At 60.5% G+C, this 13,771-nt stretch carries 14 protein-coding genes and 1 pseudogene; 9 read left to right on the top strand and 6 right to left on the bottom strand.

Annotated features, from left to right (window positions below; genetic code table 11):
- The first annotated feature begins 31 nt into the window (after positions 1-31).
- From LJX92_RS12985 to LJX92_RS12975, 3 genes are all read left to right on the top strand, one after another.
- Positions 32-343 (top strand): hypothetical protein, encoded by a 312-nt coding sequence (locus LJX92_RS12985; RefSeq protein ID WP_078821384.1) that lies wholly within the window; start codon positions 32-34, stop codon positions 341-343.
- Positions 343-1,008, top strand: coding sequence for a DUF3313 domain-containing protein (locus LJX92_RS12980; protein ID WP_103735183.1), 666 nt, complete (start codon positions 343-345; stop codon positions 1,006-1,008). Before LJX92_RS12985 ends, LJX92_RS12980 begins: the two co-directional genes overlap by 1 nt.
- 109 nt (positions 1,009-1,117) lie before the next feature.
- Positions 1,118-1,987 carry an isocitrate lyase/PEP mutase family protein gene (locus LJX92_RS12975; RefSeq protein WP_103735184.1) on the top strand — a complete coding sequence of 290 codons (870 nt, stop codon included), beginning with the start codon at positions 1,118-1,120 and terminating at the stop codon, positions 1,985-1,987.
- A 96-nt stretch (positions 1,988-2,083) separates the two neighbouring features.
- Here LJX92_RS12975 and LJX92_RS12970 read toward each other — a convergent pair whose 3' ends face one another.
- Entirely contained in the window at positions 2,084-2,851 is a 768-nt protein-coding gene (locus LJX92_RS12970) for a hypothetical protein (RefSeq protein WP_143508450.1), read from the bottom strand.
- A 190-nt stretch (positions 2,852-3,041) separates the two neighbouring features.
- Here LJX92_RS12970 and LJX92_RS12965 point away from each other — a divergent pair, with 190 nt between their 5' ends.
- Complete coding sequence (locus LJX92_RS12965) at positions 3,042-3,422, top strand: RidA family protein (RefSeq protein WP_032875277.1); 381 nt, start codon at positions 3,042-3,044, stop codon at positions 3,420-3,422.
- 205 nt (positions 3,423-3,627) lie between these two features.
- Positions 3,628-5,607: a peptidase U32 family protein gene (locus LJX92_RS12960; protein ID WP_032875276.1), complete on the top strand. Its 1,980-nt coding sequence runs from the start codon at positions 3,628-3,630 to the stop codon at positions 5,605-5,607.
- Here LJX92_RS12960 and LJX92_RS12955 read toward each other — a convergent pair.
- The gene (locus tag LJX92_RS12955; RefSeq protein WP_032875275.1) at positions 5,585-6,487 is read right to left on the bottom strand and encodes a DMT family transporter; all 903 of its coding nucleotides are present in this window, start codon (positions 6,485-6,487) and stop codon (positions 5,585-5,587) included. The two genes, LJX92_RS12960 and LJX92_RS12955, sit on opposite strands and share 23 nt — an antisense overlap.
- Positions 6,488-6,595: 108 nt before the next feature.
- Between LJX92_RS12955 and LJX92_RS12950 the strand changes: the two genes are divergently transcribed.
- Positions 6,596-7,036 carry an Lrp/AsnC family transcriptional regulator gene (locus LJX92_RS12950; protein WP_032875274.1) on the top strand — a complete coding sequence of 147 codons (441 nt, stop codon included), beginning with the start codon at positions 6,596-6,598 and terminating at the stop codon, positions 7,034-7,036.
- 58 nt (positions 7,037-7,094) lie between these two features.
- Here the strand turns inward: LJX92_RS12950 and LJX92_RS12945 are convergent.
- Positions 7,095-8,270: pseudogene (locus LJX92_RS12945) on the bottom strand (pyridoxal phosphate-dependent aminotransferase); the annotation flags it as partial.
- 195 nt (positions 8,271-8,465) lie between these two features.
- On the opposite strand from LJX92_RS12945, the gene LJX92_RS12940 reads away from it, so the two are divergent.
- On the top strand, positions 8,466-9,812 hold the full coding sequence (locus LJX92_RS12940) for a cation:proton antiporter (protein WP_032875272.1): 1,347 nt from the start codon (positions 8,466-8,468) through the stop codon (positions 9,810-9,812).
- 120 nt (positions 9,813-9,932) lie between these two features.
- On the opposite strand, the gene LJX92_RS26990 is transcribed toward LJX92_RS12940, so the two are convergent.
- From LJX92_RS26990 to LJX92_RS12930, 3 genes are all read right to left on the bottom strand, one after another.
- Complete coding sequence (locus tag LJX92_RS26990; RefSeq protein ID WP_005788437.1) at positions 9,933-10,067, bottom strand: hypothetical protein; 135 nt, start codon at positions 10,065-10,067, stop codon at positions 9,933-9,935.
- Positions 10,068-10,078: 11 nt separating this feature from the next.
- Positions 10,079-10,291, bottom strand: coding sequence for a hypothetical protein (locus tag LJX92_RS12935; RefSeq protein ID WP_032875270.1), 213 nt, complete (start codon positions 10,289-10,291; stop codon positions 10,079-10,081).
- Positions 10,292-10,376: 85 nt separating this feature from the next.
- Complete coding sequence (locus LJX92_RS12930; RefSeq protein ID WP_032803895.1) at positions 10,377-10,922, bottom strand: hypothetical protein; 546 nt, start codon at positions 10,920-10,922, stop codon at positions 10,377-10,379.
- Between the two features lie 425 nt (positions 10,923-11,347).
- Here LJX92_RS12930 and LJX92_RS12925 point away from each other — a divergent pair, with 425 nt between their 5' ends.
- Complete coding sequence (locus LJX92_RS12925) at positions 11,348-12,757, top strand: circularly permuted type 2 ATP-grasp protein (RefSeq protein ID WP_005788442.1); 1,410 nt, start codon at positions 11,348-11,350, stop codon at positions 12,755-12,757.
- A gap of 2 nt (positions 12,758-12,759) precedes the next feature.
- Entirely contained in the window at positions 12,760-13,710 is a 951-nt protein-coding gene (locus LJX92_RS12920) for an alpha-E domain-containing protein (RefSeq protein WP_005788443.1), read from the top strand.
- Positions 13,711-13,771 lie beyond the last annotated feature (61 nt).

The following is a 13,771-nucleotide window of genomic DNA, read 5'->3' as shown; positions in this document are numbered from 1 at the left end:
TCCTGCACGCCTTCCATTCAAGGAGACGTTCATGAAGGTTTCTAGCAGCAGGTATACCGAGCAGGCACAGGACACCGGGCGGCCATTGGTGCTGAGCCAGCGCACATCGTCCCCCGCACAGGACAGCCCCATGCTGTTCCAGGAATCCTGCCTGGGCCTGACGGCGGACCAGGACCGCATCGTATTGCGCCGCTACTTCGAACATTACAGCCCCGACGCCGGGCGCTGGGTCGAGTATGCCCACTCCATCCCCATCGCCGAGCTTGTCCATTGGATCATGACCCATGGGCAGTTGCACATCGAATGCTCTCATGACAACCCGAACGAACAGGCAGCCCACTGATGACCTGCAAACGTTCACTGCCGTTATTGATGGCGGCCACCTTGAGCCTGGCGGCCTGCAGCAGCAACCGTATCGAGCCCGAAGACGCGGGTTTTCTTCACGATTACAGCCTGCTTAAAGAGCACCAGAGTGCTTCGGGCCAGACCGTGCTGAGTTGGGTCAGTCCGGCCTTGAAGCGTGGCCGATACAAGCAGGTGTACCTGGCGCCCAGCCAGTTTTTCCCGGCCGTTGAACCCAGCGCCCAGATACCGCAAAGCACCCTCTTCCACGTCACCGGATATTACGACTTGGTACTGCGGTCGGAGCTTGGCAAACACATGTATCTGGCCGCAAAGCCCGGGCCCGACACGCTTACGGTACGCCCCGCAATTACCCGGATCGCCACCAGCCCCCAAGGCTTGCGCCTGTATGAATGGCTGCCGATCACCCTGGTCGCAGCGGGCGTGAGCACCGCCGCCGGCATCCGCGACCAGGACAGCGAGATCGCCACGCAACTGTCCCTCGAAGACGGCTCGACCGGCGATGTGGTGGCAGCCATCGTGAGCGAGGGCACCGGCATTCCCCTGGATAACGACAAGCAAGTGATGACCGCCGACAACGTAAAAGAAGTGCTCGACGGCTGGGCCCGTGACCTGGGCCAGTCATACAGCGCCGTCGCTCAATAGCACGGCCCCGCTCAAACGTCATAATCCCCTGCCCGTCTGCGTGGTAATCTCCCGGCACCACGAATAGACATTGATCGTCACTTGACGATGACCAAAGCCAGGAAAGAACATGCCCAAGATTTCTCACTCAGCGCTACGCCGTAACTTCCGTGACCTGCTGGCAACGCCCATCTGCGTTGAAACCGCCTCCGTATTCGACCCCATGTCTGCCCGCATCGCAGCCGACCTGGGTTTTGAAGTCGGAATCCTGGGCGGTTCAGTCGCCTCCCTGCAGGTGCTGGCGGCCCCCGATTTTGCGTTGATTACCCTGAGTGAGTTCGTTGAGCAAGCCACCCGCATTGGCCGCGTCGCCCAGTTACCCTTCATTGCCGACGCCGACCACGGCTACGGTAATGCGCTGAACGTGATGCGTACCGTCGAAGAACTGGAACGCGCCGGTGTCGCCGCGCTGACCATTGAAGACACCCTGCTGCCAGCGCAATTCGGGCGCAAGTCCACCGATCTGATTTCGGTAGAAGAAGGCATCGGCAAGGTCAAGGCAGCCATTGAGGCGCGCGTCGACCCCGAATTGTCGATCATTGCCCGCACCAACGCCGGCGTGTTGCCCACCGCCGATGTTATCGCCCGCACCAAAGCCTACGAAAAGGCCGGCGCCGATGGCATCTGCATGGTCGGCGTCAAAGATTTCGAGCACCTGGAGCAAATCGCCGAGAACCTCAGCGTGCCGTTGATGCTGGTGACCTACGGCAACCCGCAACTGCATGACAGCGAGCGCCTGGCCAGCCTGGGCGTGCGCATCGTCGTAGCCGGGCATGGCGCCTACTTCGCCGCGATCAAGGCCACCTACGACAGCCTGCGTGCGCAACGCCAGCTTACCCATAGCACGTCCAATCTCAGCGCCACGGAGCTGACCCACACCTACACGTTGCCGGAGAGCTATGTGGCGTGGGCTGAAGAGTTCATGGACGTTAAAGAGTAATTGCCCTGCCGGTGCTGATTCGCCTTGTCAGCATCGGACTCATCCAACCGCCAAGGCTCACCGCGGTAAAAACTGTGATGGCGCAAAACAGTTGTTTTACGTCATCACAATGAATCCCAGGTACTCGCTGATGTTCTGCATTTCGAAGTATTTTTGCTGAGCATTGAGTACAGGGGCAGGACCATGCAGAAACAGCCTTACGTGCTGACCTTTGGCCAATTGATTGGCTACTGGATCACTGCGCTTCATTTTTACTCTGATCGGCACGGGTTTGTTTTGTGTATCGAACTTGAGCCAGGTTACGACTAAAACTACGTTATCCAGCAGCGACACCGTCGCCTGAGCATGGGTGATGAGTCGATCACATCCCAGGGACGCAATGTTCTTTTGAGCGGCAGTAAGCTGCGCAAACGCATCGAAATAGGTCAGTTGCTGGCCCGCGATAGATAGCGATGTTCGCTGACGGACGTTTACGGTCATAGCAGACCATGCTTCAACAACTTCAGCCAAAGTGCCTGGGTGTATAACCGCAGACGTCGACGCTTGGAGCGACGAGGCCAGAGCTTGCATCTCGGTAACCGTTGGTTTGGCGTTTTTGCGCCGCGTGGAGAGTTTGCCCAAGTGGCTTGGGATAAGCGGCGGCGCGATATAGGCCGGTCGCGGGGCTGACACTCCTGGAAACGCAGACGCATGAGACGGGGCTTTTTCGTTCACACAGCGCGGTTTGTGAGAGTTCAGCGCCCTGAAATAGAAGTTGCCCAGAATTGAAATGGCCGCAACGACCTCCTCAAGGCAACAAGGGCAAAAATAAAACAGGTCCTTGGGGGCCGCGTGCGCAAAACTGGCCGACACGTTAGCGTCCATGTCCCAGCACGCTGCCGTCGTCATTAACTTAACTACCATTCCAATATCCCTATCGTTCGTTCACTGACATGCTGGCGCAAGCTTACCTGTTAGAGGGGGTAGCAACTACAGACGCAGGCGCCGTGACCTTCGAGCGGGCAGTGTTTAAACTGTTCGCCAACCTTCGATCCGCACTGCACATGAGACCTACATGGCCAACCACGATCTTTCTTTCACTCCCGACCCAGATGCCGACTCCATCTCCTCCGATGTCATCGGCTTCAACGGCATTCTGGTCTCGACCCAAATCCCGACCCACGCCGACGGCAGCCTGGAGCTGGGCGACATCACCCTGCAAAGCGAATGCACCCTGCAAGCGCTCAAAGTCGCGCTGGAAAAAGCCGGCAGTTCCATGGATCGGGTGATGCACCTGACCATCTACCTCACCGATATGGCCGACCGCGCTGCGTTCAATGAAGTCTACAAGCGCTTTTTCGCCAAGCCATGGCCGGTGCGGGCTGCGGTGGGTGTGGCTGCGTTGGCGGTGGACGGGATGCGTGTTGAAGTAACGGCGATGGCTGCCAAAGCCTGATATCTATGACGCTACAGCAAATGTGGGAGGGGGCTTGCTCCCGATAGCGGTGGGTCAGAACAGTTTTAATTACTGACACACCCTCATCGGGAGCAAGCCCCTCCCACACAGGGCCCTGGGCCCGACAGCCCTGCGGTAGATGCCGGCCGGGCATTTCACGGCTACAATGCGCGCCTCGACCGTGACAAGCCTGACTAAAAAAACTATGTCCTTGCCCAAGCATCACCTTGAATTGCTCAGCCCTGCACGCGATGTCGCCATTGCGCGCGAGGCCATTCTGCATGGCGCCGACGCCATTTATATCGGCGGGCCGAGCTTCGGCGCTCGCCATAATGCGTGTAACGACGTGAGCGATATCGCGCAGCTGGTGGAATTCGCCCGTCGATACCACGCCCGCGTCTTCACCACCATCAACACCATTTTGCATGACAACGAGCTGGAGCCGGCGCGCAAGCTGATCCACCAGCTGTATGACGCAGGTGTAGACGCGTTGATCGTGCAGGATCTGGGCGTGATGGAGCTGGATATTCCGCCCATCGAGCTACACGCCAGCACCCAGACCGACATCCGCACCCTGGGCCGGGCAAAGTTTCTTGACCAGGCCGGTTTCTCGCAATTGGTATTGGCCCGTGAGCTGAACCTGCAGGAAATCCGCGCGATCGCCGACGAAACCGATGCCGCCATCGAATTCTTTATCCACGGCGCCCTGTGCGTGGCGTTCTCCGGGCAGTGCAATATTTCCCATGCGCAGAATGGCCGCAGTGCCAACCGTGGCGATTGCTCCCAGGCCTGCCGTCTGCCGTACACCTTGAAAGATGACCAGGGCCGCGTCGTGGCCTTTGAAAAGCACCTGCTGTCGATGAAAGACAACAACCAGAGCGCCAACCTGCGCGCGCTGGTCGAAGCGGGTGTGCGTTCATTCAAAATCGAAGGCCGCTACAAGGACATGGGCTATGTGAAGAACATCACCGCCTACTACCGCCAGCGCCTCGACGAAATCCTCGAAGACCGCCCGGATCTGGCCCGTGCCTCCAGCGGGCGTACCGCGCACTTCTTCGTGCCCGACCCGGAAAAAACCTTCCACCGTGGCAGCACCGACTATTTCGTCACCGATCGCAAGATCGACATCGGCGCGTTCGACACCCCGACGTTTACCGGCCTGCCCGTGGGTGTGGTGGAAAAAGCCGGCAAGCGCGACTTGCAGGTAGTCACCCATGAGCCGCTTTCCAACGGCGATGGTCTGAATGTGCTGGTCAAGCGTGAAGTGGTAGGGTTCCGCGCCAATATCGCCGAGCCTAAAGGCGAGTTCGAAGAAGACGGCGAGAAACGCTATCGCTACCGCGTCGAGCCGAATGAAATGCCGGCCGGCCTGCATCAGTTGCGCCCCAACCATCCTTTGAACCGTAACCTGGACCATAACTGGCAACAGGCACTGCTCAAGACGTCCGCCGAACGCCGTATCGGCCTGGCGTGGGTTGCACGCCTGCGTGAAGAGCAGTTGCACCTCACCGCCACCAGCGAAGAAGGCATCAGCGCCAGTGTCACCCTGCCCGGCCCGTTTGGTGTAGCCAACAAGCCGGAACAGGCACTGGACACCCTGCGCGATCTGCTCGGCCAGCTCGGCACTACGGAGTATCACGCCACCCGCATCGAGCTGGACGCGCCGCAGGCGTTCTTCATCCCCAACTCGCAGCTCAAGGCCATGCGCCGTGAAGTGATCGAAGCCCTGACCGCCGCCCGCATCAAGGCGCACCCTCGGGGCGGACGCAAGGCCGAGACCACCCCGCCGCCGGTGTATCCGGATGCGCATCTGTCATTCCTGGCCAACGTCTATAACCAGAAGGCCCGCGACTTCTACCACCGTCACGGCGTGAAGCTGATCGATGCGGCCTTCGAAGCCCACGAAGAAACCGGCGAAGTGCCAGTAATGATCACCAAGCATTGCCTGCGTTTCTCGTTCAACCTGTGCCCCAAACAGGCCAAGGGCGTCACCGGCGTGAAGACCAAAGTCGCGCCGATGCAGTTGATCCACGGCGACGAAGTGCTGACCTTGAAGTTCGATTGCAAGCCGTGCGAGATGCATGTGGTGGGCAAGATCAAGGGGCATATTCTTGGGTTGCCGCAGCCGGGCAGTGCTGTAGAGCATTTCAACCCGGAAAACCTCATCTATCAGGGCACGCACTGAGCTGACGGGCGCGGGGCCACCACCAGCCCCGCTGCAGCCCGGCAGCGGCCAGCAGAATCGCCGCCACACCCAGCCATTGCAGCCACCCCAGGCGATGCCCGAACGCGATCCAGTCGACCAGGATCGCCGCAATCGGATAGATGAACGACAACGCGCCGGTCATCGCCGTGGGCAGCTTCTGAATAGCCCCGTACAGCAACACATACATCAAACCGGTATGCACCACGCCCAATGTCGCCAGTGCCGCCCAGGCAGTGGTCGACCCGGGCAAGCTGTGCCAGGGCACCAGCGGCGCCAGCAGCACGGCGCCGGTGGTCACCTGGATCAACGCCATCAAATGCGGCGGTACGTCCTTCAGGCGTTTGATGATCAGCGCCGCCACCGCGTACAAAAATGCCGCGCCCAAGGCCAAGGCAATGCCAGCAAGATAGTTCCCGCCACCCGATTGCTCACCATGGGCGGTCACGATCGCCAACATGCCCAGGAACGCCACACTCAGCCATGCCATTTTCTGCACGGTGATCTTCTCACCGAGAAACACCGCTGCCAGCATCACCAGTATGAACGGCTGCACGTTGTACACCGCCGTGCTGATCGCGATCGACGCACGGGAATAGGACTCGAACAGCAACAGCCAGTTACCGACGATCGCCACGCCGCTGAGCACTGCCAGCCCTAGCTTGGCCCAGTTGAGTAACTCCAGGCGCAAATACCCCAGCAACGCGCAGACCAGCAGCAGTGTCAGCGCGCCAATCACGCAACGCCAGAACACCACCTCAAGCACCGACACGCCCGACACCAGCACAAACCAGCCAATGGTGCCGGAGATCAGCATGGCAGCGATCATTTCCCAGGTTCCGCGACGGATTGATGTATCCATGATTGAGGCTCCTCAAGTGAGGCTCAATTATGGCAATCTGCTCGACACGGCTACAGCGACTAAAAAAGGCAAAACCCAGGATTCACCTTTTCTTATTAGGCAAAGCTCATGATCGACACTATCGACCAGCAATTGATCGCCGCCTTGATGGACGACTCGCGCCTGTCCCTCAAGACCCTGGCGGGCATCACCGGTTTGTCTTCGCCGAGCGTCAGCGAACGTCTGCGCCGCCTGGAAGAGCGCGGCGTGCTGACCCACTACACCGTCGACATCGACCCCAAGCACTTCGGCTACCTGCTGCAAGCCATCGTGCGCATCCGCCCCCTGCCCGGCAAACTGCAGGAAGTGGAACGCCAGATCCAGGCGATCCCCGAGTTCACAGAATGCGATAAGGTCACGGGCGACGACTGCTTTATCGCACGCCTGCATGTACGCACCATGGAGCACCTCGACACGCTGCTGGACCGGCTGAATACCTATGCCGAGACCAACACCGCTATCGTCAAGAAAACCCCGGTGAAACGGCGTTTGCCGCCGTTGGCTGACTAACAGGGCTGCGTAGCCTGTGGGAGAGTTGGGCAAGTACTCACGCCCAGTGCACGGCCCGCTCACTGGCAAGCTGTTCAACAAACAGCACAATCCGCCGACAGGCTTGCGCCAGACGCTCCTCGCCCAAGGTAAAGGAAAGCCGAACGAAGCCCTGGGCAGGCTCGCCGAAGGCTGCCGCGTCCAGCACCGACACGCCAGTTTCACGAAACAGGCGCCAGGCGAAATCCAGGGACCCCAGGCCCGTATCGCGCACATCCACCAACACAAACATGCCCGCTTGCGGCGCCTGCACGCGGATGCCCGGGCAGGCGCTCAAGGCAGTCACCACCAGGTCGCGTCGGCGTCGGTAAGTCTCACGCATGCCTTGCGTGACTTCGTCATGGGCCAACACCGCAGCTGTCGCCGCCTCCATCACGAAGCCGGGCAAGCCGTACATCATGCTCAACAGCAGGGTTTCAGCGTGCTGCACCATTTGCGCTGGGGCGATGAGCCAACCGATTCGCCAGCCGGTCATGGCATGGGACTTGGACAAGCTGCCGATCACAATGCAGCGCTGCGCCATGCCCGGCAACGCCGCCAGGCTGTGGTATTCACCGTCGAACACCAGGCTTTCATAGACCTCATCCACTACCACCCACAGGTCATGTGCGATCGCCAAGTCCGCAATGGCTTGCAGCTCTTGCCGGTTGAGCACCACGCCAGTGGGGTTGTTCGGATTAGAAAAGAATATCGCCCGGGTGCGCGGCGTGATCGCGGCGGCGAGCAATGGTGGATCCAGTCGAAAGCCGGACTGCGCACTGCAGGGCACCCGCACCAGGGTGGCGCCGCTGGCCTTGAGCGTGGCTTCGTAGGTGACGTACATCGGGTCGAGCACCAGCACTTCGTCGCCGGCCTGCAACAGGCATAGCGAGCTGATGAACAGCGCGTTCTGCGCACCGGGCACGATGATGACGTTGTCAGCCGCCAACGGGCGGGCCAGGGTCTGGCGGTAGCGGGTCGCGATCGCCTCGCGCAAGGCCGGGCGCCCGGCGATCTCGGTGTAGTGGGAATCTCCCGCGTGCAAGGCATTGACGGCGGCGTCAGTGATAAAGGCCGGCGTGGCGAAATCCGGGTCGCCGACGCTGAGGATGATGACGTCTTCGCCCTGGCCGGCAGCGTCGAACGCAGCGTGGTGGATGTCCCAGGCGGCGACGCCCTGCCCTGCAATTCGCTCAACGAAGGGAGAAAACCTCATGCCAGAGCCTCTGGTGAAAGAATAAAGACGCAAATCCATAAATATGCGCGCGGCAACAATCGGTCAACTTAGTGCATAGCAAACCGTCGTTCAATGGATAAATAGGGCCTTGTCCCCGTGGCAGGCAATCACATTGAACCCCCTCCCGGTCGCTGTTCTCAAACCTGCATAGACCACGGCCCTGGAACACGCACGATGACTTTCATTCTATGGTTGGCCGTATTGGGCGCCGTACTGCTCACCCTCGCCCTCACCTCCTCCTATTTGCGCTGGATGCCGGTGACCACCTCAGCGGTGTGCTTGTTGCTGGGCATCGCCATCGGCCCGCTGGGCGTGGACTTGTTGCACCTGGACGTGAAGGGCTCAGCGCGCTGGATGGAGCACCTGACGGAAGTGGCGGTGCTGTTTTCGCTGTTTGTCAGCGGTTTGAAATTGCGCCTGCCGCTCAAGCACCGCACCTGGCGCATCGCCTTTGGCATGGCCGGGCCGGTGATGCTGCTGACCATCCTCGGCACCTGCCTGTTGCTGCACTACCTGTTCGATTTAACCTGGGGCGTTTCATTGCTGGTGGGGGCGATGCTGGCGCCCACAGATCCGGTGCTGGCCGGCCTGGTGCAGGTCAACAATGCCCAGGACTATGACGCATTGCGATTCGGCCTGTCCGGCGAAGCAGGGTTGAACGACGGCACTGCGTTTCCTTTTGTGATTTTTGGCCTGCTGTTCATGCAACATGGCGGTTTCGACGGCGACTGGTTCGGCGGCTGGGTGCTGAAGAACCTGCTGTGGGCGGTACCGGCCGGGCTGTTGATGGGTTACTGGATGGGCCGCGGCATTGGCCGTATCACCCTGCGCCTGCGCTTGATCAATGCCGATAGCACCCTGTCACCGAATGACTACCTCACCCTCGCGCTGATTGCCCTGGCGTATGTGACGGCTGAAGCGGTCGGCGGCTACGGCTTCTTGTCGGTGTTTGCGGCGGGCCTGGGGCTGCGCCAGGCCGAGGTCAAATCCACCGGTTATGCGCAAACGCCGGCCGAGCACCTGGCCCAGCCGGTGGTGGGCCATCTGGAGATCGAGCCCGAGCAGGCGCTGCACGGTGACGTCAGCCAGTTGAAGGACACCCAGATCGCCGCCGGCGTGATGATGGGCGACATGCTGGCTTTTGGCAGCCTGGTCGAGCGCTCGATGGAGGTGTTCCTGGTCAGCGTCTTGGGCATCGTATTGGTAAGCCATTGGGATTGGCGCGCGCTGGCGGTGGCGGCGTTGCTGTTCTGTGTGGTTCGCCCGCTCAGCGTGTTTGCGATGCCTTGGGGCAGCCTGCTGGATCGGCGGCAACGCAGCCTGGTCAGTTGGTTTGGTATTCGTGGGATCGGCAGCCTCTACTACCTGTTCTATGCGCTCAACCATGGGCTGATCGGTACCAGCAGCGCCGTGGCGGTGAACCTGACCCTCTCGGTGATCGCGCTGAGCGTGATGGTGCATGGCCTCAGCACCCAGCCCTTGCTGGCGTGGTACGAACGACGCGCCGCGCACAAAAAATGAATCCTGCGCCGCGCTTGGCGTGACGGATAACCGCGTACCGGGCCAGAAGGTTTCAGTGGATCAAGCACAGTAAGAATACCTACTGTTCAAGCTCACCGATCCCTTTGGCCCGCCGCCCGATCAATCCTGACTGTCGGTATTGCCGACGTCGGCCGCTTCATCCAGATCGTTGAGCGGCACTTGCGCATCATCCATCAGCGAACCCGGATCTTCATTGCCGGGGTCGTTGAGTTCTTCGTCGAGTTCTTTTGACATGACCGTCTCCGTTAACCGCCTTGGGTATCGATATCGGCATCGGTTTCAGGCTTGTGCTCGCGCTCAGGCTTGAAGTCTGGACTGTAGTCGTTTTCCTTGGCCTTGGGGTCGCTGGCAGGCGTCGGGTCCTTGGGCGCATCGGCAGCGGTGCCCGGAGCGGGCTCGCCACCATCGATGGCAGGGTCATTGCGGTTGCTGGTTTGGGGATCGTTGGATGTAGACATGGCATACCTCTTCACAGACCGGTAATAAATCTTTACCGCGTAAAGCTAAGGCGTCACGTGCCCCAGTGAAGTTCCGTCCGATTGCTCAGCGCAGTGGATTGTCCACCTGGATATAAAACGCATAGATGCCCAGCACCAGCCAGAACACCATGAACAACCACGGCGCGCGCATGGAAAACAGCAACGACTTGCGATAGCCCTTGTGACTGGACTCCATTTCGGAAAACAGCGGCGATTCATCGTAGGCCAGGCCCATCACCGGCTCGCTGCGCAGCAATTCGCTTTGCTTGTAGTGCCAGTGATCAATGATCTGGTAGGCCGCGCGTATGCCAGGCCAGGCGTTGAGCGAGCTGAGAATACCCAGCGCGGCGAGGATCACCGGCACCACCAGCGTGAACAGCTTGCCCCATTCCGGGTTGAGGTTGCCCATGCCGGACACGAAGGCGATCACCAGAAACGATTGCGCAGTGAGGTAAGCGTCGGTGCGGTTGGCCAGGATGCTGGTTTCGTACTGGATCTCGCGCCGGTAGAAGTCGAGGCGATCCTTGGGCGAGCCGAAGATCTTGGCGTTGTGTTCGCTATGGTCGGTCAGGGCCGCTTCCGGCGTGTTTGGGGAGATGATTCGGGGCACAACGATGCTCCACAAAGTGACGGGACTCGTTAGAAGAATCGGACGTGGATGAAGTTCAAGTTTCTTGCGCACCAAGTCAGGGCGCCCTCTGCCCCCTTGTGGTGAGCCCGCTTCTGTGGCGAGCGAGCTTGCTCGCGCTGGGCTGCGCAGCGGCCCCCACAAAAGCGCGAGCGCTGCGCACTCCAGCGCGGGCAAGCTCGCTCGCCACAGGTAATTGCCACCTTGTGTGCGTTCCGGCACATCCCTTGCTTTATCCATTCATCTACCCGAAAACAGGAGCATTCGTTACCCCGCGACCCAGAGCCGACTCCATAAGAAAGTAAGGACCAGGCCTGTTGGCACCCTCAGCCACGGGCTCATAAGAACATGCGTTTTTTAAGCGGCAGTGCCACCCAGGAAACCCTCGGCACTGACAAGGTACTGGAATGGCTCGAACTTTCTTCGATGAAATGAATGACGCAAACGGCGTATGCCGCGCCCACTATCAGGATTTTTCCCGCTGGCTGGCCAACACGCCGCCGGAACTGCTGGCCCAGCGTCGCCGTGAAGCCGACTTGCTGTTCCATCGCGCCGGGATCACCTTCACCCTGTATGGCGACGAGCAAGACACCGAACGCCTGATTCCCTTCGACATCATCCCCCGCAGCATCCCCGCCAGTGAGTGGAGCCTGATCGAGCGCGGCTGTATCCAGCGGGTCAACGCACTGAACATGTTCCTCGCCGACATCTACCACGACCAGCGCATTATCAAGGCCGGGATCATTCCGGCAGAACAGGTGCTGGGCAACGAGGGCTATCAGAAGGCGATGGTCGGCCTGGACCTGCACCGCGACATTTACTCGCACATCTCCGGTGTCGACCTGGTACGCGACGGCGACGGCACCTATTACGTGCTCGAAGACAACCTGCGTACCCCCAGCGGCGTGAGCTACATGCTCGAAGACCGCAAGATGATGATGCGCCTGTTCCCGGAAGTGTTCGCCAAGCAACGCATTGCGCCGGTGGACCACTACCCCAACCTGCTGCTCAAGACCTTGAAAAGCGCCAGCCGCCTCGATAACCCCAATGTGGTGGTATTGACCCCTGGGCGCTTCAACAGCGCTTTTTTCGAACACGCGTTCCTGGCGCGGGAAATGGGCGTGGAGCTGGTCGAAGGCGCCGATCTGTTCGTGCACGACCTCAAGGTATTCATGCGCACCACCGATGGCCCCAAGGCGGTGGACGTGATCTACCGGCGCATCGACGACGCCTTCCTTGACCCCGAGGCGTTCAACCCCAAGTCAATGCTCGGCGTACCCGGCCTGGTGGCGGCCTATTGCGCGGGTAATGTGGTGCTCGCCAACGCGATCGGCACCGGGGTGGCCGACGACAAGTCGATCTACCCCTATGTGCCGGCGATGATCCGCTTCTATCTGGACGAGGAGCCGGTGCTGCAAAACGTACCGACCTTCCAGTGCCGCAAGCCCGATGAACTGTCCCATGTGCTGGCCAACCTGGAACAACTGGTGGTCAAGGAAACCCAGGGTTCCGGCGGCTACGGCATGTTGGTGGGCCCCGCCTCCAGCGCAGCCGAGATCGAAGATTTTCGCCAGCGCATCAAGGCGCGTCCCCACGCTTATATCGCCCAACCGACCTTGAGCCTGTCCACCTGCCCGACCTTTGTCGAAAACGGCATCGCGCCCCGGCATATCGACCTGCGCCCCTTCGTGCTCTCGGGCAAGGAAACCCGCCTGGTGCCGGGCGGCTTGACCCGCGTGGCGCTGAAGGAAGGCTCGCTGGTCGTCAACTCGTCGCAAGGCGGCGGAACCAAGGACACCTGGGTGGTGGAGGGCTGAGTATGTTGAGTAGAACCGCTGCTGATCTGTACTGGATGTCGCGCTACCTGGAACGCGCCGAGAACCTGGCGCGCATGTTGGAAGTCAGTTATTCACTGTCGTTGATGCCCCAGGCCGGGCGCAGCGATGGCCTGGATGAGCTGGCAATGTCGTTGCTCAGCAGCGGCACCCTGGACAGCTACCTGGAGCGTCACCAGACCCTGGATGCCGAGCGCATGTTGCACTTCTTCGCCCTGGACGAAGAAAACCCGGCCAGCATCTACAACTGCCTGCGCGCCGCCCGAGGCAATGCCCACGCCGTGCGCGGGCGCATCACCGCCGATATGTGGGAAAACCTCAACGCCACCTGGCTGGAAATGCGCAGCATCGCCGCCGGCGGCCTGGCGCGGCATGGCATCAGCCACTTCTGCGACTGGGTCAAGCAACGCTCGCACCTGTTTCGCGGCGCGACCTCGGGCACCATCATGCGCAATGACGCCTACCGGTTTATTCGCCTTGGCACCTTTGTCGAACGCGCCGACAACACCTTGCGCCTGCTGGATGCGCGCTATGAGATGTTTGGTGAAGAGTCCGAAGAAGTCAGCGACTTGTCGGCTCGCGGTTATTACCAGTGGAGCGCCCTGCTGCGTGCGCTGTCCTCGTTCGAGGCGTACACCGAGTTATACCCCAACGCCCTGAATGCACGCTCGGTCTCGGAGCTACTGCTGTTACGCAGCGATGTCCCGCGCTCGCTGCACGCGTGCATCGAAGAGTTGAGCCATATCCTCGCCGACTTGCCCGGCAGTTACGGACGCACGGCGCAGCGCCTGGCGGCGGAGTTCGAAGCAAGGCTGCGGTATACCGGGATCGATGAGATTCTGGAAGATGGACTGCACGCCCGGTTGACGGACTTTATCGACACCGTGCGCGAGTTGGCGCGGGCGATACACAGTTCTTACCTGGAAGTAATCTAAGCAACACCACCGCTCAAATGTGGGAGGGGGCTTGCTCCCGATAGCGGTGGGTCAGCTACAT

Origin of the sequence: Pseudomonas sp. HN8-3 (genome assembly GCF_020790195.1) — a bacterium.
GTDB classification, from domain to species: Bacteria; Pseudomonadota; Gammaproteobacteria; order Pseudomonadales; family Pseudomonadaceae; genus Aquipseudomonas; species Aquipseudomonas synxantha_A.
The sequence above is the reverse complement of the archived record's forward strand: the minus strand, read 5'-3'. Positions and strand labels throughout refer to the sequence as shown.